The organism is Chitinophaga sp. SVR4-12A (assembly GCF_056754765.1).
In genome coordinates this window covers 3,032,712-3,053,055 of sequence record NZ_JBPGWP010000001.1, presented here as the reverse complement: position 1 = coordinate 3,053,055, position 20,344 = coordinate 3,032,712, and the positions used below count along the sequence as shown (strand labels likewise).

15 protein-coding genes are annotated in these 20,344 nt (G+C 49.4%); 11 read left to right on the top strand and 4 right to left on the bottom strand.

The window, feature by feature from the left end:
* Window positions 1–98 precede the first annotated feature (98 nt).
* Window positions 99–1,445: a glycoside hydrolase family 88/105 protein gene (locus tag ACR9Y8_RS12410; protein ID WP_481213565.1), complete on the top strand. Its 1,347-nt coding sequence runs from the start codon at window positions 99–101 to the stop codon at window positions 1,443–1,445.
* Between the two features lie 15 nt (window positions 1,446–1,460).
* On the opposite strand, the gene ACR9Y8_RS12405 is transcribed toward ACR9Y8_RS12410, so the two are convergent.
* Window positions 1,461–2,318 carry a DMT family transporter gene (locus tag ACR9Y8_RS12405; RefSeq protein WP_481213564.1) on the bottom strand — a complete coding sequence of 286 codons (858 nt, stop codon included), beginning with the start codon at window positions 2,316–2,318 and terminating at the stop codon, window positions 1,461–1,463.
* 29 nt (window positions 2,319–2,347) lie between these two features.
* Window positions 2,348–4,039 (bottom strand): GH39 family glycosyl hydrolase, encoded by a 1,692-nt coding sequence (locus ACR9Y8_RS12400; RefSeq protein WP_481213563.1) that lies wholly within the window; start codon window positions 4,037–4,039, stop codon window positions 2,348–2,350.
* A 163-nt stretch (window positions 4,040–4,202) separates the two neighbouring features.
* On the opposite strand from ACR9Y8_RS12400, the gene ACR9Y8_RS12395 reads away from it, so the two are divergent.
* Window positions 4,203–5,678 carry a M28 family metallopeptidase gene (locus ACR9Y8_RS12395; protein WP_481213562.1) on the top strand — a complete coding sequence of 492 codons (1,476 nt, stop codon included), beginning with the start codon at window positions 4,203–4,205 and terminating at the stop codon, window positions 5,676–5,678.
* 523 nt (window positions 5,679–6,201) lie between these two features.
* Here ACR9Y8_RS12395 and ACR9Y8_RS12390 read toward each other — a convergent pair.
* A complete protein-coding gene (locus ACR9Y8_RS12390; RefSeq protein WP_481213561.1) occupies window positions 6,202–7,404 on the bottom strand; it encodes an exo-beta-N-acetylmuramidase NamZ family protein in 1,203 nt (400 codons plus the stop codon).
* A gap of 119 nt (window positions 7,405–7,523) precedes the next feature.
* Between ACR9Y8_RS12390 and ACR9Y8_RS12385 the strand changes: the two genes are divergently transcribed.
* The 9 genes from ACR9Y8_RS12385 to ACR9Y8_RS12345 all read left to right on the top strand — a co-directional run bounded on the left by ACR9Y8_RS12385 (window position 7,524) and on the right by ACR9Y8_RS12345 (window position 19,685).
* On the top strand, window positions 7,524–8,246 hold the full coding sequence (locus tag ACR9Y8_RS12385; RefSeq protein WP_481213560.1) for a FadR/GntR family transcriptional regulator: 723 nt from the start codon (window positions 7,524–7,526) through the stop codon (window positions 8,244–8,246).
* Between the two features lie 188 nt (window positions 8,247–8,434).
* Window positions 8,435–11,707 carry a SusC/RagA family TonB-linked outer membrane protein gene (locus tag ACR9Y8_RS12380; protein ID WP_481213559.1) on the top strand — a complete coding sequence of 1,091 codons (3,273 nt, stop codon included), beginning with the start codon at window positions 8,435–8,437 and terminating at the stop codon, window positions 11,705–11,707.
* A 21-nt stretch (window positions 11,708–11,728) separates the two neighbouring features.
* Window positions 11,729–13,195, top strand: a complete 1,467-nt coding sequence (locus tag ACR9Y8_RS12375; RefSeq protein WP_481213558.1) for a RagB/SusD family nutrient uptake outer membrane protein — start codon at window positions 11,729–11,731, stop codon at window positions 13,193–13,195.
* Between the two features lie 17 nt (window positions 13,196–13,212).
* The gene (locus ACR9Y8_RS12370; RefSeq protein WP_481213557.1) at window positions 13,213–14,391 is read left to right on the top strand and encodes a sialidase family protein; all 1,179 of its coding nucleotides are present in this window, start codon (window positions 13,213–13,215) and stop codon (window positions 14,389–14,391) included.
* 6 nt (window positions 14,392–14,397) lie between these two features.
* A complete protein-coding gene (locus tag ACR9Y8_RS12365) occupies window positions 14,398–14,763 on the top strand; it encodes a dihydrodipicolinate synthase family protein (RefSeq protein WP_481213556.1) in 366 nt (121 codons plus the stop codon).
* Window positions 14,764–14,772: 9 nt separating this feature from the next.
* Window positions 14,773–15,897, top strand: a complete 1,125-nt coding sequence (locus ACR9Y8_RS12360) for a sialidase family protein (RefSeq protein ID WP_481213555.1) — start codon at window positions 14,773–14,775, stop codon at window positions 15,895–15,897.
* 31 nt (window positions 15,898–15,928) lie between these two features.
* A complete protein-coding gene (locus tag ACR9Y8_RS12355) occupies window positions 15,929–16,855 on the top strand; it encodes a dihydrodipicolinate synthase family protein (protein WP_481213554.1) in 927 nt (308 codons plus the stop codon).
* An 11-nt stretch (window positions 16,856–16,866) separates the two neighbouring features.
* Window positions 16,867–19,413 (top strand): sodium:solute symporter family protein, encoded by a 2,547-nt coding sequence (locus ACR9Y8_RS12350; RefSeq protein WP_481213553.1) that lies wholly within the window; start codon window positions 16,867–16,869, stop codon window positions 19,411–19,413.
* A gap of 56 nt (window positions 19,414–19,469) precedes the next feature.
* Window positions 19,470–19,685: a hypothetical protein gene (locus tag ACR9Y8_RS12345; RefSeq protein WP_481213552.1), complete on the top strand. Its 216-nt coding sequence runs from the start codon at window positions 19,470–19,472 to the stop codon at window positions 19,683–19,685.
* 2 nt (window positions 19,686–19,687) lie between these two features.
* Here the strand turns inward: ACR9Y8_RS12345 and ACR9Y8_RS12340 are convergent, their stop codons facing one another.
* Window positions 19,688–20,212, bottom strand: a complete 525-nt coding sequence (locus ACR9Y8_RS12340) for a GNAT family N-acetyltransferase (RefSeq protein ID WP_481213551.1) — start codon at window positions 20,210–20,212, stop codon at window positions 19,688–19,690.
* Window positions 20,213–20,344: the final 132 nt, after the last annotated feature.

Genomic DNA, 20,344 nt, shown 5'->3' with positions numbered 1-20,344 from the left:
GATGTGTCAGGCGTTCTGCTTTTTTATGCGCACAGGATAGTATAGGACAGCTGAATGATGTTGCTTGTTTATTTTTAGTATACACATTTGTCCATGTTATGAAGCGAATTCCTCAACACATTCTTTTCCTTTGTTTATTGCTGTTGCCCGCACTGTTATTTGCACAACCCAAAGCCAACGACGTAACAGCGCCGCTGCATGCGCTACAGCCCGATTATCCTGTTAAATACGGCGCGCCTTCCACCGAAGGTGTGAAGGCAGTGCTGGACAGGATCTATCAATACCTGGATACCGTAACACCCGCTCGCTTTATTGATCGTAGCACCGGTAAGGGTGTTGATAATATGGCGGCCATCAATGAGCAAACCGCCTGGCAACAGGGTGATTTTCGCCTTACCAGCTATGAATGGGGTGTTACCTATTGTGGGATGTTGCTGGCAGGCGAGGCTACCGGCGATGCCAAGTTTACCAATTACACCAGGCGCCGCCTGCAGTTTATTGCCGACGCGCTGCCTGTTTTTAAACAACTCTATAAGCAGGCTGGCAATGGCAATAATCCACTGCGGCCGGTGATGTTCCCGCATGCACTGGATGATGCGGGCGCCATGTGCGCTGCTGTGGTTAAAACATTACGCGCCGGCGGGCAGTCTAACCTGCGGCCCCTGGCAGATAATTATATCACCTACATTTCCTCCAAAGAGTTCCGTTTGCCAGATGGTACCCTGGCCAGAAACCGGCCCCAGAAAAATACCCTTTGGCTGGATGATCTTTATATGAGCGTGCCGGCGCTTGCCCAAATGGGAAAGCTGACCGGCAATCGTCAGTACTTTGATGATGCGGTAAAGCAGGTATTGCAGTTCTCCAGGCGAATGTTCAATAAGGAGAAGGGCCTTTATATGCACGGCTGGGTACAGGGAATGGATGTACATCCGCAGTTCCACTGGGGACGGGCTAACGGCTGGGCATTGCTGGCAATGACAGAGTTGCTGGACGTATTGCCGGATAGCCATCCCGGCAGAAAAGCGGTATTGACACAATTCCAGGCGCTGGCAAAAGGACTGGCTGCTTACCAGTCAGGCCAGGGGCTGTGGCACCAGCTGCTGGACCGTAATGATTCTTATCTCGAAACTTCTGCTACGGCCATTTATACTTATTGTTTTGCGAGGGGTGTGAACAGGGGCTGGTTAAATGCGATGGCCTATGCGCCTGCTGCATTGCTCGCCTGGAACGCAGTGGCAGCAAAAGTGAATGCAGGCGGACAGGTAGAGGGCACCTGTGTAGGTACAGGTATGGCTTTTGATCCGGCATTCTATTACTACCGGCCGGTAAATGTATATGCTGCGCATGGTTATGGACCAGTATTACTGGCAGGGGCAGAAGTGATCAACCTGCTTAAGCAACATGCATTTGGTATCAACGACAGCTCGCTGCAGCTCAGTGAATAAGCGCCCGGTATATTTTTATCCCAGCGCCAGCAGCACAATGCCTGCAAGTATTACAATGGCTGCGATGATGCGTTTTCTTGCATCTGCCTCTTTCAGCAGATTAGCGCCAAAGAAAACGCCTACCACAATGCTTAGCTCCCTGGCCGGCGCTACATAGGTAACGGGTGTGCCTTTGAGTGCGATGAGCACCAGCAGGTAGGATAGCGGCTGAAATATTGCTACTGCTATCACCTGTTTCCAGTGTGTGCGGATCTCCTGCTTTACTTCATCCTGCCTTTTTAGCATTACCGGCGCGAGGAGCAGGAGGGGAAACAGCATAGAGGCAAATGTGATGAGCAGCGCGGAAACGTGATGGTCTACCACTGCTGCTTTATCCCAAAGTGTATATGCTGCAATAAACAGTCCTGTAAGGATTCCGTATTCAAGGCCCCTGGCCAGACGGGCGTCTTTACTAACCCTGAAGCCAGTCATAACGATCACTCCTGCTATGATAAAACATATGCCTGTGACGGCCAGCCATCCTGGCTTTTCCCTGAAAAGCAGTACAGCGCCAGCCACAGAGAACAACGGCCCTGCGCCACGTGCTACCGGGTAAACAATGGACAGGTCGGCCTTGCGATACCCTGTTTGCAACAGCACAAAATAAAGCAGATGCAGGATAGCGCTAACCACGGCAAAGCCGCTTACCATCAGGTTCAAAGTAAGGTGTTCCCTGCTGGCCTGCAGGTACAGGAAAGGAAGGCATATAACGGAAGAGGCCAGCGAAACCAGCCAGAAAAAAGGCAGTTTGCCGTTCACCTGTTTTGTGATCAGGTTCCAGGCAGCATGCAGCACAGCTGCCGCTACTACCAGCAATAAGGCATAGATGCTCATAGCAAGAGGAATGCTGCAATAATACTTATTTACCAGTAAAATTTCAGCAATGAAACGGCTTGCCGGGGTAACTGCATACGGATAACAGCGGTTCCGTTCTCCGTGTGTACCCATTCCGGCGATGAGAGCGACTGCAGTTGCCCTGCTTTTTCAAGTTCGTTGACCTGATCAGGTGTTGGCTGCTGGGGAGATCCCATTTTTTTCCATGCGGTATAGGCATTACTGTGCTCCTGGTCAATACGGAAATGCTGCAATAAAGCTTTCGCTGCAGGGATACCCCGGATGGTAATAGTGACAGGTTTCCCATCTGAAAGCTTGTTATCGTCATGATAGTTCCATACCATGATAGCGGCACTGCGGGTATCCAGCGTGGCCAGTGCACTGATATCCGCCCGGGCGCCCCTAACGCTGGAATCGCGTATTTTCAGAAAGTCGTATGCCAGATCGCCGCTTACTGCTACCCGGTTTCCCTGCATCATCCCAAACATCCGGAACACGTTCAGCACAGGCTTATCTACTCCATTAGTGGCCAGATCGCGGAAACCTGCAAACCAGGGCTGGTCTTCAAATTCAAAGGCCCAGGTAACAGCGCCTGCCAGGTTAACGCCGCGGGCTGCCGCCAGTTCATACTTCCGGGCAAAAGATGCGGCCGTATAACTGGAATACATGGTACCGTTACGGTAGGCATTCTGTGGATGGAAATTCTCAGAGCAGGCAGCGCATCCTTCAGGGTCAGACTCACCGATGATAATTGGCAGATGCTTCAGCGTAGGATAAGACGCTACTATCTCAAAACCTTTATCGATATCCCGTAGCTGTGTGCCCATGTTCATTTGCACAACGCCGTTCACCAGTTTAGGGGCTCCTTTTGCGTGAAAAGTGATCACATCCAGCGGGCTGCCCTTTTTACCGGTTACATAGTTAGTACCGCTTACTACGTGATCAAGAAAAGCTTTGAGAAAGTCGGCTGCATCGGTCCAGTTGGGACCTGTTACTTCGGGGCCGCCGATATGTGCGGTGGGTAAGGCGCGCTTAACAGCATCTGCCACGTAATCGTATAGCTTTATATATTCTTCAGTTGTGCCTTTCCAGTAACTGATATTAGGTTCGTTCCAGAGCTCCCAATACCAGCTTTCCACTTCGGCTTTGCCATAGCGGGCCACGGAGTGTTTCACCCATTCATATACCAGTGTTGCAAATTTCGTATAGTCTTTGGGTGGGTAGGCCCAGCCGGTAAAGATGTCGTCATACGCCTGGTCGGGCCGCCAGTGATGTCGGTAGGGCTCCGGTTTTACAGAAAGCGCCTGGGGCATGAAGCCTATCTGTGCTATTGGTTTCATGCCACGTTCTATATAGGTATCAAATATCTTATCGATGATGGTCCAGTCGTATACAGGCTTTCCCTTGGCATCTTCCGTATAGGCATTGGTAGATCCCCATTTCAGGGCGGCCTTGCCATCGCCGGTTACCAGCAGGCTATGTACGCGTACATACACCGGTACATTACTGAGTTGTGAAATTTCGGTGAGCAGCTTTTTCCCATCTTTCATGTAGGTATAGTTCGGCTCATCATAGCCAAACCAGGCCCAGATGGGCTGCATCGGTCCTTTACTTTTGTCCAGGTTAATTTGTATCGCTACCGTATCCTGGCCGGCGCTGCCAAAAGGGAGCAGCAATACTGCCATTAACGCAATAAAGCAAACCGCATGTTTCCAGTTCATATGTTGCAGGGTTTTTAACGTGGTGGTATAATACACATGCCCTCGTTAAGCGTGGTGTTTGTTACTAAATAAAGATATAGGTTTTGGAAGAGAATTTATAAGGGTTTATTTTTATCCACTAAACCGGTAGACTATACGATCATTATCCTATAAATAACTCATCATGTTATACCGCAGTGCTTTTTTAGTTATAAGTTTATTTTTTACCCTCGCCACGGCCCATGCGCAGAAGGGAAAAGGTGCAATCGGCGCCATCCGCCAGGAGGATATCAAAAGGGACCTTTACACGATGGCGGATGATCATTTTCGCGGCAGGGAGGCTGGTACGCTGGATGAGCTGAAAGCATCCGTATGGCTGGCCGAAGAGGCAAGGAAAGCAGGCCTGGAACCGGCGGGGGATGACGGTACCTATTTCCAGTTCTTTCCGCTTATACGCGAACGCGTTAGCGCTAACAGCACATTCTCCATTGGTGAGCGGTCCTTTGTTCTTTGGAAGGATGCGATCATATACGAGCCTTCTTTTGCAAGTGTACAGGCGCCACTTGTATTTCTGAATGACCCGGAAACGGCAGCTGCTGCAGATATTGCAGGCAAGGCGGTGGCCCTGCAGTTTTCAGACAAGGGGATTAAAGATCCGCGCGTGCATGTGCCCACCCGTTATGGCGGCATTGTGATCGCTGCCTGGGCCAGGAAACTGGCTGCGCTGGGCGCAAAAGCTATTATCTTTGTTTCAGATGAGCTGGCAGAAAAAGGCTGGGCGCGGGCAGCGCAATATGCCAACCGCGGCTCTTACCAGATAGAAGGCAGCTTGTTCCAGCGGCAGCTGTTGAACGGTATTCCCATTATCTGGCTGAAAAAAGAAGCGCTGGAACTGGTACGCAAGCCGGGACAGGAGATCGCAGCACAGATCTACAGTGAGAAGTTTACTTACCCTTCCGTGAACGTAGTAGCGCGGGTAAAAGGCAGCGATCCCAGGCTGGCTAATGAATACGTACTGTTCAGCGGGCACCAGGACCATGATGGCGTTCGCAATATTGAACCCGGTAAAGATTCGATATTCAACGGTGCAGACGATAACGCAACGGTAAGTGTGGCACTGCTGGCAATAGGAAGGGCTTTTCACCGGCAGCCGGGCCGGCGTTCTGCGCTGTTTGTATGGCACGGGTCAGAAGAGCGTGGCTTGTTCGGCTCTACCTGGTTTGCAGATCATCCTACCGTTCCGCGGGAATCACTGGTGGCCGTGCTGAATGGAGATATGATCGGCGCCAATGCACCAGACAGCGCTGCGCTGCTGGGAGTGATCCCTCCTCACCGCAGCTCATCCGACCTGGTAAATATCGCCCTGCAGGAGAACGAAAGAGGGCCCGCATTCAAGCTGGATACTGCCTGGGATAAAGCTACCCACCCTGAAGGCTGGTATTTCCGAAGCGATCATTTCCCTTATGCCAAGAAGAATATTCCTGCCTTGTTTTTCAGCTCTCTTCCCCATTCCCTCTATCATACGCCGGGAGATGAGCCTGCGGCTATGAACATAGAGAAGATCACTAAATTTGCACGCTGGATGTATGCTACCGGCTTTGCTGTGGCCAATAGCGGGCAACGCCCACGGCTGGAGCCTGGTTTCAGGCTGGAACGTTAATATACTGATAAAAGCTGTGACGAGGCCGTCTCTGAAAGGGGACGGCCTCGTCTATTATATACGAGTTCGTACTGGTTACGCTGTATTATTTAACTAGTTTAGAGGTAGATGTCCCGTATCTTTAAAGATACCGAACATCTACCCGTCAATTACCCGACATATACCGGACATATACCGGACATATACCGGACATCCTGGGTGTAGACCGCTATAGTAAGGCGTTTGTCTAGTCCTGAAATCACTATACAGGGAGGTATCTGCTGCAAATCTTCCCGCAGCGTAAGAATAGATACACATGATGATAGGGCCCCTTATCGACCGGAACAGCAGCAGAAGATGCGACACTTTACCAACAACAGCTGGAGCTTTCCGCCATCCTTGAATCATCCGCCTCTTATGAGGAGGCGATGCATTTACTGGAATGTTCCTCCCCGGTCCGACTGGCGGATAGAACAATGGGAGCCCCATATGACAGAAACAGCTGTAAAGATTGCGCAGAGATGGACGAAGTGATGACTCCTGGTCAGGGATATAAAAGATATTGCTTACGCATAGCCTTATAAGCAGACAGTTTAGGTTCCCAGCTTTTACGGATCTCCGCTTCCGGCTTGCCGGCTATGATCTGTTGTTTGAAGAGGGTGGTGCCCGACAGCTTATCTATATCTCCCATCTGCTTACTCTGTGACCTGTCAAAAAACTTGTCCTTCACAGGATAGGCTTTGTACATCTCTATCATCCATTTAATATTAATGCGGCCATCGTGGCGAAGCGCCGTCATATCATATTGCCGGAGGTCCAGTCCGTAGCAGGCCTGGTCCTGGTGTAAAGGCGTTTCAGACATACCTGGTATGCTTACCGGGGTAAAGGAGAACTGGTAAATACCTTTCAGTGCAGGACTGCCCAATACCGTGAATGGCATGTGAGTGCCCCGTCCCTGGCTGATGATGGTGCCTTCAAACAGGCACAGGGAAGGGTATAGCAGGATGGACTGCTGCGTATTGAGGTTAGGAGAGGGAGCAACCGGTAAGGTATAGTCCATATTATGCGCATAATGTTGCACCGTAATTATTTTGATCTTGCACTGTTGTTTGCCGGGCAGCCATCCTTCACCGTTTATCATCCTGGCAAATTCACCGATGGTCAGGCCATGGGTGATGGGGATCGGAAATTTGCCTATCCCGGATTTCAGTTTCATATCCAGTACAGGACCATCAACATATCCGTTCGGATTGGGACGGTCAAGGATCAGCAGCTCTTTACCGGATTCGGCACAGGCCTCCATGATATCTGCCAGCTTATTAATGTAGGTATAGAATCTGCAGCCTACATCCTGTATATCAAAGATCATGATGTCGATCGCCTTCATTTCTTCCGGCGTAGGTTTCCTTTTATTGCCATACAGGGAAACAACAGGGATACCTGTAGCGGGATCAATTTCATCGCCTACATGCGCGCCATTACTGGCGTTGCCGCGAAAGCCATGCTCAGGGCCAAAGATCATCCTGATGTCTACGCCTAGTGCTTTTAAACTGTCGGCAATGGATTTATTACCAATGATAGAAGTATTGTTTGCCAGCAGGCCCACTCTTTTTCCCTTCAAATAAGGCAGATAGCGTGCTACCTGGTCTGCACCGGTGATCAGTGTTTTTTTATCTGTATCGTCTGCCAGACGCGAAGAAGAAAGAAGAATGAGTGGTATAAAAACCAAGGTCAGAAGTTTCCACATACGATGCTATTGTACAGGTGATCTCTTAAAGGTAAATATTTATTTAGCGAAAGAATTGACTATTTTTACTTCAGATTGGTAATACATATCAACATATATATCATTAAATTCTATTCCCCATGTCAACAACCGGGCAAGGAAAGGCTAAAGAGGCGGGAGTGCTGAATATTGCGCCTATTGTAAGTATGAACATGGCAGACCAGGTGGAAGAACGGCTGCGGAACTATTTCCTCCAGCAGGGATATAAACCCGGAGACGCCTTGCCCAAGGAACAAGATCTTGCCCTTGCCCTCAATGTAAGCCGTGCGGTGGTAAGAGAGGCGCTTAGCCGCCTGCGGATGCTGGGAATGGTAGACTCCCGTAAACGCCGTGGAATGGTGCTCACAGAGCCTGATATATTAAGCGGTATGGACAGGATGATGGACCCCCGCTTACTGGGCGCCGAATCAATGAAAGAGCTGTTTGAACTGCGATTGATCGTTGAGATGGGGGTGAGCGATCTGCTGTTCATGCGCCGCAACAAAACAGACCTTGCTAAGCTGGATAAGATAGTGGAGGAGGAAGAAAAACATGCGGTAACCCTGGCCGATCATGCTAAATATGATATCGAATTTCACAGCACCCTTTATCATATGGCCGGTAACCACACCCTCTACCGGTTTCAGGGTATGCTGGGATTTGTATTTGAATACGCCCGCGAATTAACAGAAGCACTGGAAGGAGACGCCCGCGTGGGATCAGTATCCCACCGCGACCTGGTTCAAATCCTTCGTAAGGGAACCCCTGAATCATTCCGCAAAGCCATGCGCAAACACCTGGAACCCTACTACAAGATACTGTAAGTCCCCCCGTTTTCCTTTTTATACTGTTTAAGCAGCCGGTGCATTCCCCGGCGGGAAATTCCTGTTTCAAAAAAAATAAGCCTAAAGCTTGGAACTAACAAATATAAATGTATACATTTACATTATGTAATACATATTAACATATCAGTCCCTAGCAACCAAGATTTATTCTGTACAAAATTCTCGTTATGAAACAGTATTTACCTATTATTCTGTTCAAAGGACTATTGCCGGTCCTTATACTGTTCCTCTCCACTGTGGCCACTGCCCAGGAAAGGACTTCCCCACCCACCGGGGCCGCTGGGAAAATCACTATAAAAGGAACGGTAACAGATGCCAATAACACCCCGCTGCCAGGCGTAACAGTGGCAGAGAAAGGCACCAGCAAAGGTACTATTACCAATGAACGCGGTAATTACCTGCTGGATGCGGCAGATAACGCCACCTTGGTATTCAGCCTGATCGGGATGGAAAAACAGGAAGTACCTGTAGCGGGCAACAGCGTGATCAATATTCGTTTAACGGAAGGCGCTGTACGCCTCAGCGAAGTAGTAGCCATCGGTTATGGTAACCAATCCAGGGCAACTGTAACCAGTTCCATTTCCAAAGTAGGCCAGGCAGAGTTTGCACATGCACCGGCAGCTAATCCGCTGAATCAGCTGCAGGGCAAAGTGGCAGGCGTTTCCCTGCAGATCTCTGACGGTCAGCCCGGTGCTAATCCCCAAATATTCATCAGGGGCGGTAGCTCTACTTCTCCGCAGGACGATGCACCGCTGATCATTGTGGACGGTATTGTTGGTGTGATGAGAAATATCAGCGACCTCAACCCGGATGATATCGAATCCCTGCAGGTATTGAAAGATGCAGCATCCACGGCCATATACGGGGCAAGAGCTGCCAACGGCATCATCATCGTTAAAACAAAATCAGGCCGCGCCGGAAAGCCTGTCGTTAACTTCAGGTATACACACGGCATTGAAGAGCAGGGCAAGAAACATCCCTTTACCAGTGCAAGGGATTATATTTATATCAGCCGTAAGAACATCCATGACTACAATACCACTAATCCTGACTTTTTCCTTACCGGCGGGCGTTATGGCATGTCTACCGGTAACCCGCGTAACAGCAAAAATACCCTGGAATTCCTCGATACCTACGTGCAGAATTACGGGCAGGGATATGTAGACCAGCTGCTGCACAAAGAAGGATGGCAAACAATGGAAGACCCTGTTACCGGTAAGCAACTGATCTTTAAAGAGACGGACTACCAGGATGTAACTTTCCAGACAGCTTATAAACATGAATACGATTTTAACGTAGGCGGCGGAACAGACAAGGCCACGTATTATCTGGGTCTGGGATACCTTAACCAGGACGGTATTGTATCCGGTACCTTCTATAAGAACTATACCGGGCTTTTTAACGGCACTTATAAGCTCAGCGACCGGCTAAGCATCAATACCAACATCGGTTACCAGGTCCGTAATGCCAACGCGCCCAATAACTATCAGAACGTGCTGGCCCGCTCGGTGACCATGCCCTTTACTTACCGCTTGAACTACGAGGACGGTAAACCTGCGCCGGGAGAAGGGAAGGCTGATTACCGCAACAGGAATCATGAAGTATATTATAAGGAGCAGTATACAGATATTAAAGTATACCGCACCACATTCAGGCTGGGCGCCGACTGGAACATACTACCTGGGCTTACATTTTCACCGGCTTTCTACTGGTTCACAACGGAAGGCGTGGAGAACCGCTTTGAAGCAGCCAACGAGATCAATGCCCGCCGTGATGCTTCTGCAGATCATGACCAGCTGAGAGAAGCGCAGGTGGATGGCTTGCTCACCTACGATAAACAGCTGGCAGGTAAACATCACATCAACGCCGTACTGGGCACCAGCTATATCAATCATTACAGCAACGAATTTCATGGCGAAGGGTACGGCGCAGCTACTGATAACATCAAAACGCTGAACGCTACAAAGCCGGAAACACAAAGAACATCTACTACCATATCTGAAGATGTGGTGCTAAGCTTCTTTGGGCGTGTGAACTATGATTTTGATGCAAAATACCTGTTCTCCGCCAGCCTGCGCCGCGACGGCTCTTCCCGTTTTGCAGAAAATAACCGCTGGGCCTTGTTCCCTGGCGTATCTGCCGGATGGAACATTCACCGGGAAGATTTTTGGCAGCCGCTGAGCCGCACGGTATCCAACCTGAAGCTGCGCGCCAGCTGGGGTAAAGCAGGTAATAACGACCTTAGCTTCTCTGATTCGCAGGGTTCCTACAGCACCGGTTATAACTACATGGGCGAAGTAGGCCTGCAGAATACCACCCTTCCCAACCAGGACCTTTTGTGGGAAACCACCACTTCTTCCGATGTTGGCCTGGATATAGGTTTGTTTAAAGACCGCATTACACTGCTGCTGGACTTTTACAACAAAGAAACCAGTAACCGCCTTTTTGATAAACCGATTCCTTCTTACTCCGGTTTTGGTTCTATCAAGAGCAACTATGGTACGATCCGCAACAGGGGCTTTGAAGTAGAGCTGGCGGCCACGCCAGTGAGAACGAAGAATTTCTCCTGGGATGTGAATTTCACTTTTGCCTTCAACAGGTCGACAGTGGTAAAGCTCCCGGCTAATGGTGAAGACAAGAATCGTATCGGCGGCAACTATATATGCGACCCCGCCACCGGCCAAACCAGGAAGGTAGGCGGATTTGCAGAAGGCGAGCGCTTTGGGCAGCGTTGGGCCTATGCTATGATCGGCGTATACGCAACGGATGAAGATGCCAAGAATGCGCCCTTTGACGAGAACGCCAAAGGACGCCAGAAGAAAGGCGGCGACGCTATCTGGGCTGACCTGGATAAGGATGGCCGTATCACCAACAAAGACATGATCTTTATGGGATACATACGCCCCGACAAAACCGGTGGCATGGCCAACACCTTCCGTTATAAAGGATTCGCCCTGCGTGCGGTGGTAGACTATGCCGTAGGACACATAATCGATAACGGTTTCCGCGCCCGCTCCAATGCCAGCGGCCGTAATAACAACATGACCATTACCGACCAGCTGAGTGACAAAACATGGAAGAAGCAGGGCGATATCGCCACCATTCCCAAGTATACGGTGCAAAGCGATGTTGACTATGATTTCCGCAATCACCTCCGGTGGGATAACCAGATAGGCAGCACCGGATATGCCAGCAACAACAGCCTGTATTTTTCAAAGGGAGATTTCCTGGCCTTCAGGGAAGTATCGCTCAGCTATCAGCTCAACGCCGGTTTCCTGAAAAATACTTTTATACGTGGTGTAGAGCTGTTTGCCGGTATGTATAACATTGGTTATATCACCGGGTATGATGGACTGATGCCGGAAATATACGAGGGTTTTGACAGGGGATCCTACCCGCGTCCCCGCCAGTTTAATTTCAGCATCAAAGGCACTTTTTAGTGAACACACAAAATGATCCACATGAAAAAACGTATTATCATCATATTTACCTGTATCAGCAGCATGGCCCTTTATACGGGATGTAACAGCCTGCTGGACGTTGATCCGGTATCCTCCATCACCAGCGCCAACTACTGGAAAACAGAAGGCGATGTGGCCGGTTATCTGACCGGTACCTACGAATCTTACCGGGATGCTATCAACACCACTTACTACATGGAAGACCGTGGAGATGCTTTTGAGCCCGGACTGGAAGCAGGACTATCCACCCCCTGGACGCAGAACTTAACAGAGAGTGGCGCGCCCAACTGGGATAAGATGTACAAAGTGATCCACAGCTGTAACCTGTTGCTGAAATATGGTGAAGGCATCTCTTTTTCAGAACAGGCGAATAAGAACCGCACAATGGCAGAAACGCGTTTCCTGCGAGCCAGCGCATACTTCTTCCTGATCAGGATCTGGGGGAAAGTGCCGCTGATAACAACACCAACAGAGAATGATAATGTAGCGATGCCAGCCCGCGCTCCGCTGAATGATGTAATGGCCCAAATACTCGCTGATATAGACGCTGCTATGACGCTCTTCCCGGAAGAAGGATACAAGAACAAAGGCAGGGCCTCCAAACCAGCTACACTTGCATTGAAAGCAGATGTGCTGCTGTGGAAAGCAAAAGTGCTGAAAGGCGGTAATGCAGACCTGGAAGCAGCACTGGATGCGGCTGATAATGCAAGCGCCGGACTCGCATTAGAAGAAACCTTCTGGAAAATATACGCTACTGACAACAGGAAAGGTAAGGAAGTAATATTTGCCATTCACTTCAACAAGGATGAAAAAGTTGGTAGCGACAATTCCGTGAGAAGCCATTATAGCAGTCAGCTAAAACCCCGCGATCTGTTTGTGCAGAATGCCACCAACAAGAACAGCATCGCCTTTTCCAAGAAATATGCAAGAAGCTCTTACTCGCCCAGCCTTAAACTGGAAAATCTTTACCTGAAGAACCCGGACGATAAGCGATTGAACGAAGCGATCATCAAAGCCCTGGCGCCCGATGGTACGGTAATGGGAAGGTTTGATAATAAGATGAGAGGCACCAATTATGCTAATGACGACCGTTACTACGATAGCGATATTATTATCTACCGCCTTGCAGAAATGATCCTCTTTAAGGCAGAGGCGCTGGCTGCATTGAACCGTGTTCCTGAAGCAATGGCTGAGCTCAATAAGGTGCGTGCAAGAGCAGGTATCGCGGCTTACGCAGGTGCTCAGGACAAAATAGCGGTGGAAAAAGAAATACTGGACGAACGTTTCCGTGAGCTTTACCTGGAGCTGAAACGCTGGCCCGACCTGTTCCGCTTCCACGCCGGTGGCAGCATTAACGTATACCAGGAGGTGCCTAACCTGGCAGGAAAACAAACGCCGTTGTATTTCCCGATCCCGCGCCCACAGATCGATCTTAATCCTAAGCTGGAACAAACAGAAGGGTATTAATCAAAACAGCGAAGCTTATGAACTGGATATATGCTAAAAGCCGGCGATTATTGATCTGTTGCGTAATTATTATCAGCTACTCAACATCCTGCAAAAGCAGTGACAATACAGTAACACCGAGGCCTGATGGCCCGGATACTATGAGCCAGGAACCAGCCATTCCATTTATCTATTCGCAGAACACTTATGGATATGAGGCTTACCGGATACCGGCTATTATAAAAACAAAGATAGGGACACTGTTAGCATTTGCAGAAGCCCGCAAAAAACGCAGCGCAGGTGATGCAGGCGATATAGACCTTGTACTGAAAAGATCAGTGGATAGCGGAAAGACCTGGGAGAACATGATCACCGTATGGGATAATAACGCCAATACCTGTGGCAACCCGGTGCCTGTAGTAGATCAGCAGACCGGCGATATTCATGTGCTCATGACCTGGAACCATGGGGAGGATAACTATTCCGATATCAATAACGCTACGGGGCATGATACCCGGAGGGTATATGTCACCCACTCTTCTGATGACGGAAAAACATGGGCTGCACCCGTCGAAATCACTGCCGTAGCAAAGCGACCGTATTGGAGGTGGTACGGCACCGGTCCCTGTCATGGACTGCAGGTAAAGGAAGGCGCCCACAAGAACCGTTTGGTGGTTCCCTGCTACTATAGCCTAATTAAGAATGGCAGCAGAAAAGACTATGCTCATGTGCTTTACTCTGATGATGGCGGCAGCACATGGACGCCCGGTGATACCACCCGCCAGGATAACGTAGGAGAAAGCACGGTAGCTGAGCTGACTGGAGGAAAGCTCATGCTCAACATGAGAAGGGGCACGCCCGCAAGAGGAGTAGCCACCAGTAATGACGGCGGTGCTACCTGGGGAGATGTACGTTCAGATTACACCCTGCTGGATCCGCAATGTCAGGGAAGCCTGCTGGACACCCGCCGGAGCGGCCAGCATCTGCTGCTATTCTCTAATGCAGCCAGCGGTTCCCGCGATCATCTGACCATTAAGATGAGCACAGATGAAGGTGCTGCCTGGTCAAAAGCGTATGCAGTATACGCAGGCCCATCCGCTTATTCTGATATGGTGATGATCACCGAAAATAAAGTGGCCATCCTGTATGAGGCAGGCGTATCAAGGCCTTATGAAGGTATTGCCTATAAGATCATTTCACTGGACGATTTTAAATAACAACGATTGACACCGTTAACGCATAGTGAGATCTACGGAAACTGGGCTACACTGTTAGTGCCTGTTAATGAGGATAACAGTATCAGCTATACGCTGCTGGCAGAAGAAATTGATATACTGATCGCCATGCGCGTGAACGGTATCTATTCCAACGGTACTGCCGGTGAGTTCTATAACCAAACAGAAACAGAATTCCGGCGGATCAATGCTTTGCTCGCAGATAAATGCAATGCGGCACAGCTGCCCTTCCAGGTAGGATGTAGTCACATGAGCCCCCAGCTATCGCTGGAAAGGCTGCAGTTTGCACTTACCTTGCAGCCCAGCGCTGTACAGGTAATCCTGCCTGAATTTTGTATCGATATTAAAGACTAAGCGATCCTTATGAAGAGAAGATTGGCATATTCACTACTGTTACTGATAAGCGTTTTACCTGGACTGACAGCTTGCAGATCGGCCAGGATCACATCTAATCAACAGGGCCCGGAAACTTTTTCAGTATTTGAACCTGTTAGCGGCGCCTATACTTCCATGCGGATACCTGCTTTGGTATTAACAAAGAAAGGCACCCTGCTGGCCTTTTGTGAAGGCAGGGTGAACAGCGCCAGCGACTGGGCAGATATAGACCTCCTGATGCGCCGCAGCACAGATGGAGGTGCCAGCTGGGAACCACAGACGGTGATCGCCGCAAGACAGGCAGGGCAACCTACCAGCAATCCTACTCCAATAGTAGACCAGGACGGAACTATCCATCTGTTATATCAGCGCAACTATGCGACAGCCTACTACACCCGGTCAACAGATGATGGAAAAACATGGTCTGCGCCCGTGAATATTACTGATGCTTTTGAGGCTTTCAGGCCTGTATATGACTGGAAGGTGCTGGCTCCTGGTCCTGGTCACGCTATTCAATTAAAGAATAAACGTTTAGTGGTGCCGGTTTGGTTGTCGCTCAACAAAAGCCATCATCCTTCCTGTATCGCCACCATCTATAGCGATGATCTTGGTAAAACATGGAAAGCGGGAGAGATCGTTGCGAATGCTTCACCGGAGTTCAAAGACCCAAGTGAAACGATGGCCGTTGAATTGCAGGACGGAAGGGTTATGCTGAATATCCGGAATGAAACGCCGGTGCGCCGCAGGGCGGTAAGTTATAGCGCCGATGGGGCAGGGGGGTGGTCCAAACCTGTATTTGATACGGCATTATTCGAGCCTATTTGTATGGCCAGCATTATCAGCGCTGGCAAAGGACATTTGCTGTTTGTAAACCCTGACTCCAGGGATATGCAAAAGCCCTTACGTCGTAACCTGACAGTAAAGCTGAGCAATGATGAAGGGCAGCATTGGACGGTGCAAAAAGTACTGGATGCGGGCGGATCCGGTTATTCAGATCTGGCTATCGGGCCGGATGGAACTGTGTACTGCCTGTATGAATCAAACGAACCGGGAAAGCATTATCGCCTGCTGCTGAAACGCTTTCACCTGCGCTGGCTCACTGTTAACCAGTAAAATAATATTTACCATTTAATAAAGTACACTAATGATGAGAATTAAAGGATTGGTTGCTGCAATGTTCGCTCCGTTCAAAGAAGATGGTTCACTGAATTTATCCCTGGTTCCCGGATTGGTGGATAAACTGATCGAAGATGGCTTGGCCGGTGTGTTTGTTTGTGGTACCAACGGAGAGGGCCCTAATTTAACTATTGAAGAAAGGATGGCGATGGCAGAAGCATTTGTAAAAGCTGCCAACAAACGGATATTGGTTATCGTGCATGTGGGGCATAGTTCTATTGCTGAATCCCGCAGGCTGGCAGCGCATGCAGCGCATATAGGCGCTGATGCTATTTCTTCTGTGGCGGCATTTTATTTTAAGCCCCTGTCTGTACAGAACCTGGTGAATTGTATGGCAGCAATTGCGTCTGCCGCTCCTGCAATGCCGTTCTATTATTACCACATTCCCGTGCTTACCGGTGTAGGTATGGATATGGAAGAATTCCTGCGATTAAGTAATACCGCCATTCCCAACCTGGCTGGTATTAAATATACGGCTCCCACTTTACATGAATACCAGGCCTGTCTGAATTTTGAAGGTGGCCGTTACGATATTCTCTATGGTACCGATGAAATGTTGTTAAGCGCGTTGGCTGTTGGCGCCAAAGGGGCTATCGGCAGTACCTATTCTTTTGCCGCGCCGCTATATATACAGGTAATGGAACTGTTCAAGGCCGGGCAGCTAAAAGAAGCCAGGCAAATGCAGCTGGCGCTGGTGCAGATGGTGCGCTGTTTTGTAAAATATCCTCCTATCCCTGCACAACGGGCAATTATGAAAATGCTTGGCTGGGACTTAGGCCCTTGCAGGCTTCCGCTTAGCAGCCTGAGTGCGCAGGATACCGCCAATTTACAATCTGCACTCGAAGCATTGGGCTTTTTCAGACTGCTGGATGAACCCGTGATTGGATCAAAATAAACTTGCTTTGCATGAAAAAACGCCTCCTTTACTGGCTGTTAAGTACAGTACTGTCTATAATTTCCAGTGCTGCTGTTGCAGACAATGGTCTGCAAGCCTACTTTCACTGGACAGAGCTGCCGCCTGTTCCGAATGCTATAGGCCTGGCAGGTTCCTTTGCAGGTGTGGCCAACGGTGCATTGATCGTAGCGGGCGGAAGTAATTTTCCCGGTGGCGCGCCCTGGTCGGGCGGTACGAAGGCCTGGTATGACAATATATACGTGCTGGAGCAGCCGGGTGGGCAATGGAAAGAAGCGGGCAAGTTGCCGCATCCGCTGGCCTACGGTGTTTCCATCACCTGGAAAGATGCATTGCTCTGTTTAGGTGGTAACGATGCCAAAGGATGTTATGCGGATGCATTCCTGTTGCGTTACATAAATGGCAGCCTTCGTACCGAAAAACTGCCCGATATGCCCCGGCCTAATGCCAACGCCAGCGGCGTGTTGATAGATGATGTGGTTTATATAGCTGGCGGTGTTAATGATTCCTCCGGGCAATCAGAAAAATGCTTCTGGTCTTTAGACCTGTCACAAGCTGCAGATAAAAGAGCCTGGAAAGCTTTAGCTCCCTGGCCCGGACCATCACGTATGCTGGGTGTGGCAGGCACATTGAATGGCGCTTTCTATTTGTTCAGTGGCGTACACGTAGAAGGTTCTGGCAATCAGCGGCAGTATCTGAAAGATGCTTATCGTTATACACCTGGTTCCGGCTGGGTAAGGCTGGCGGATATGCCGCACGCAACAGCGGCCGCGCCAGGTCCTGCTTTCAGCGCGGGGCAATCTCATCTCCTGGTATTTGGTGGGGATGATGGCCGGTACTTTGCGCGTAACACGGAGCTGCAACACCGGCATCCTGGTTTTACCAGTGGTATTATAGGATATAATGTTATTACGAATAGCTGGGCTTCATTTGGAAAGCTACCGGCCTGGCCTCCCGTTACTACGCCCGCAGTACTATGGCAGGGAAAGCTGATCTTCCCTGGCGGGGAGGCACGGCCTGCTGTAAGAACAGCCCGTGTGCTGGAAGCAACACCTACACAGCCATCCGGTGCATTCAGACTGATAGACTGGATGGTGGTAGGATTATATTTCCTGCTGGTAGTAGGTATCAGTGTGATTGTATCCCGTAAAATGCAAAGCACTACCAGTGATTTCTTTCTTGGAGGCGGTAAAATTCCCTGGTGGGCGGCAGGTCTCAGTATTTTCGGATCAAAGCTGAGCGCCCTCACATTTATCGCTATCCCGGCTAAGGCGTACGCTACAGATTGGGTATACTTCCTGAACAACATGATGATAGTAGCAGTGGCGCCTATCATTGTCTATTTCTATCTTCCCTATTTCAGGAAGATGAAACTAACCAGCGTATACCAGTACCTGGAAATACGCTTCAGCCCCAACGTAAAATTGTTAGGCAGTCTCACATTTGTAGTCTTCCAGGTAAGCCGCCTTGGGATTGTTATTTATCTTCCCGCACTGGTGCTGAGTGCCGTAACGGGAATCAATATACTGGTATGTATTCTTGCCATTACTGTGATCACTACTGCCTATAGTGTATCCGGCGGTATAGAGGCAGTGATCTGGACAGAGGTAATGCAGGTAGCTGTATTGCTGGGCGGCGCCTTGCTGAGCCTCGTTTTTATTGCTCAATCAGTAGATGGTGGTATGGGCCAGGTAATTACAGAAGCTGCACAGCATGACAAATTCAGGCTGGCCATTCTGCGATGGGATATCACGGAGCCAGTACTTTGGGTGGTATTTGTAGGTGGTTTCCTTACACAGCTGGTTACCTATTCTTCAGACCAGGTAGTGGTACAACGTTATCTTACTACCGCTACAGAGAAAGAGGCGCGTCGCTCTATATACACCAACGCCTTGCTGGTGATCCCTGCTTCTTTGATCTTCTTTGCAGTGGGCACGGCGCTTTGGGTATACTTCCGGCATCATCCCGCTTTACTGAACCCTCATGGTAATACGGATGATGTTTTTCCCTGGTACATCTCACAGCAATTACCTGCTGGTTTATCAGGCCTGGTGATCGCCGGTTTATTTGCCGCCACCATGTCTACTATCAGCTCCAGCATGAATTCTATCGCCACGGTGATCACTACTGATTTTTATCAGCGCTTTAAACCAGGCACTTCAGACAGGCAGCGTTTCGTATTTGCCCGGCGGGCCACGCTCGTATTGGGAGTGTTGGGCTGCATTATTGGGCTGTACCTTGTATCACTGCATAACACATCCATCTGGGATCAGTATCTGAAGGTGATCGGGCTTTTTGGAGGCTGCCTGGCGGGTATGTTCCTGGCGGGTATCTTTTTCCCGCGTATCAATGCAGGCGGGGTGATCACTGGTTTCGTCGTGAGTGCGGTAGCATTGTATTTTGTACAAGCGGCCGGAAAGGTGAACTTTTTCCTTTATCCTGCAATAGCGATATTGATCTGCGTAATGGTGGGATATGCAAGCAGTGGTTTTTTCAGGGAAAGTGTAAAGAGGGCCGCGGTACCGGCGAGAGAAAGGTAAAGTAGAGTGACCTATTGTGGCACAGCACTTGTAGTAGTTACATAAAATCCACAAATATGAAAGTACTAGGGATCATTCTGATCGTTGCCGGTATCGCCATGATCCTCATTCGTGGCTTTTCTGTTCAAACGGAGAAAAAAGTGCTGGACGTTGGTCCGGTAGAAGTGAACAAAAAGGAAAATAAATGGGTGGGCTGGCCCACTTATGCAGGAGGTATAGTAGCTGTGGTAGGTGTAGTGCTGGTGCTGAGTGGCAATAAAAGGAACGCATAGGGTCAAAGTAAGAGCCTGAAACCAAAAACAGGGAAGCCCTGTTGGGAGAAATCAAGGTCTTCAGACCGCTTGAATCCCATTTGCTCATACATTTTCCAGGCCGTCTGCATCGCCATGGTGGTATGAATGATCACCTGGTTGAGCTTATTTTCCCTGGCTTTTTCGATACACTCATTTACGAGCAGCTTGCCAATGCCTTTCCCTCTTATTGCCGGATCTACCGCCAATAACCTGAACCCGGCGGCATTCTTTTCACTGGTAGCGGTTCCGCCTGAACCGTAGTATTTCATCTCGTTAAAATAAACAACGGCGCCCCCTATCTTGTCGTCTTCATTTACAGCTACCAGAAGGGCTGTACCCGGATTATTGGTAAGAGCGCCCACATTGGCCAGCATCTTATAGTAGTCCGGTTGTTCGGAAATCTTTGGAAATCCTTCCAGTTGTGAATAAACCTGTACCATGAGCGCACCGATCTGCTCAAATTCTTCGGGGCGGGCATTCCGCACCGTATATTCATGTTTAGTCATCAGATACAAATTATATGTAAGCTACTGTAAAAAAGGCTGAAATCCATTGTACCCTAAATAATTCCGGCAAGGAGTATACTTTGATAAATATATTTGTTAAATTGACAATTAATACTGAGTAGAGGAACTACA

What these genes read in the sequence shown, in the direction of transcription:
- ACR9Y8_RS12410 (WP_481213565.1), top strand. Translation starts at nt 99, where the DNA reads ATGAAGCGAATTCCTCAACACATTCTTTTCCTTTGTTTATTGCTGTTG.
- ACR9Y8_RS12385 (WP_481213560.1), top strand. Translation starts at nt 7,524, where the DNA reads ATGTCAACAACCGGGCAAGGAAAGGCTAAAGAGGCGGGAGTGCTGAAT.
- ACR9Y8_RS12340 (WP_481213551.1), bottom strand. Translation starts at nt 20,212, where the DNA reads ATGACTAAACATGAATATACGGTGCGGAATGCCCGCCCCGAAGAATTT.
- ACR9Y8_RS12360 (WP_481213555.1), top strand. Translation starts at nt 14,773, where the DNA reads ATGAAGAGAAGATTGGCATATTCACTACTGTTACTGATAAGCGTTTTA.
- ACR9Y8_RS12380 (WP_481213559.1), top strand. Translation starts at nt 8,435, where the DNA reads ATGAAACAGTATTTACCTATTATTCTGTTCAAAGGACTATTGCCGGTC.
- ACR9Y8_RS12395 (WP_481213562.1), top strand. Translation starts at nt 4,203, where the DNA reads ATGTTATACCGCAGTGCTTTTTTAGTTATAAGTTTATTTTTTACCCTC.
- ACR9Y8_RS12355 (WP_481213554.1), top strand. Translation starts at nt 15,929, where the DNA reads ATGATGAGAATTAAAGGATTGGTTGCTGCAATGTTCGCTCCGTTCAAA.
- ACR9Y8_RS12345 (WP_481213552.1), top strand. Translation starts at nt 19,470, where the DNA reads ATGAAAGTACTAGGGATCATTCTGATCGTTGCCGGTATCGCCATGATC.
- ACR9Y8_RS12370 (WP_481213557.1), top strand. Translation starts at nt 13,213, where the DNA reads ATGAACTGGATATATGCTAAAAGCCGGCGATTATTGATCTGTTGCGTA.
- ACR9Y8_RS12375 (WP_481213558.1), top strand. Translation starts at nt 11,729, where the DNA reads ATGAAAAAACGTATTATCATCATATTTACCTGTATCAGCAGCATGGCC.
- ACR9Y8_RS12390 (WP_481213561.1), bottom strand. Translation starts at nt 7,404, where the DNA reads ATGTGGAAACTTCTGACCTTGGTTTTTATACCACTCATTCTTCTTTCT.
- ACR9Y8_RS12400 (WP_481213563.1), bottom strand. Translation starts at nt 4,039, where the DNA reads ATGAACTGGAAACATGCGGTTTGCTTTATTGCGTTAATGGCAGTATTG.
- ACR9Y8_RS12405 (WP_481213564.1), bottom strand. Translation starts at nt 2,318, where the DNA reads ATGAGCATCTATGCCTTATTGCTGGTAGTAGCGGCAGCTGTGCTGCAT.
- ACR9Y8_RS12350 (WP_481213553.1), top strand. Translation starts at nt 16,867, where the DNA reads ATGAAAAAACGCCTCCTTTACTGGCTGTTAAGTACAGTACTGTCTATA.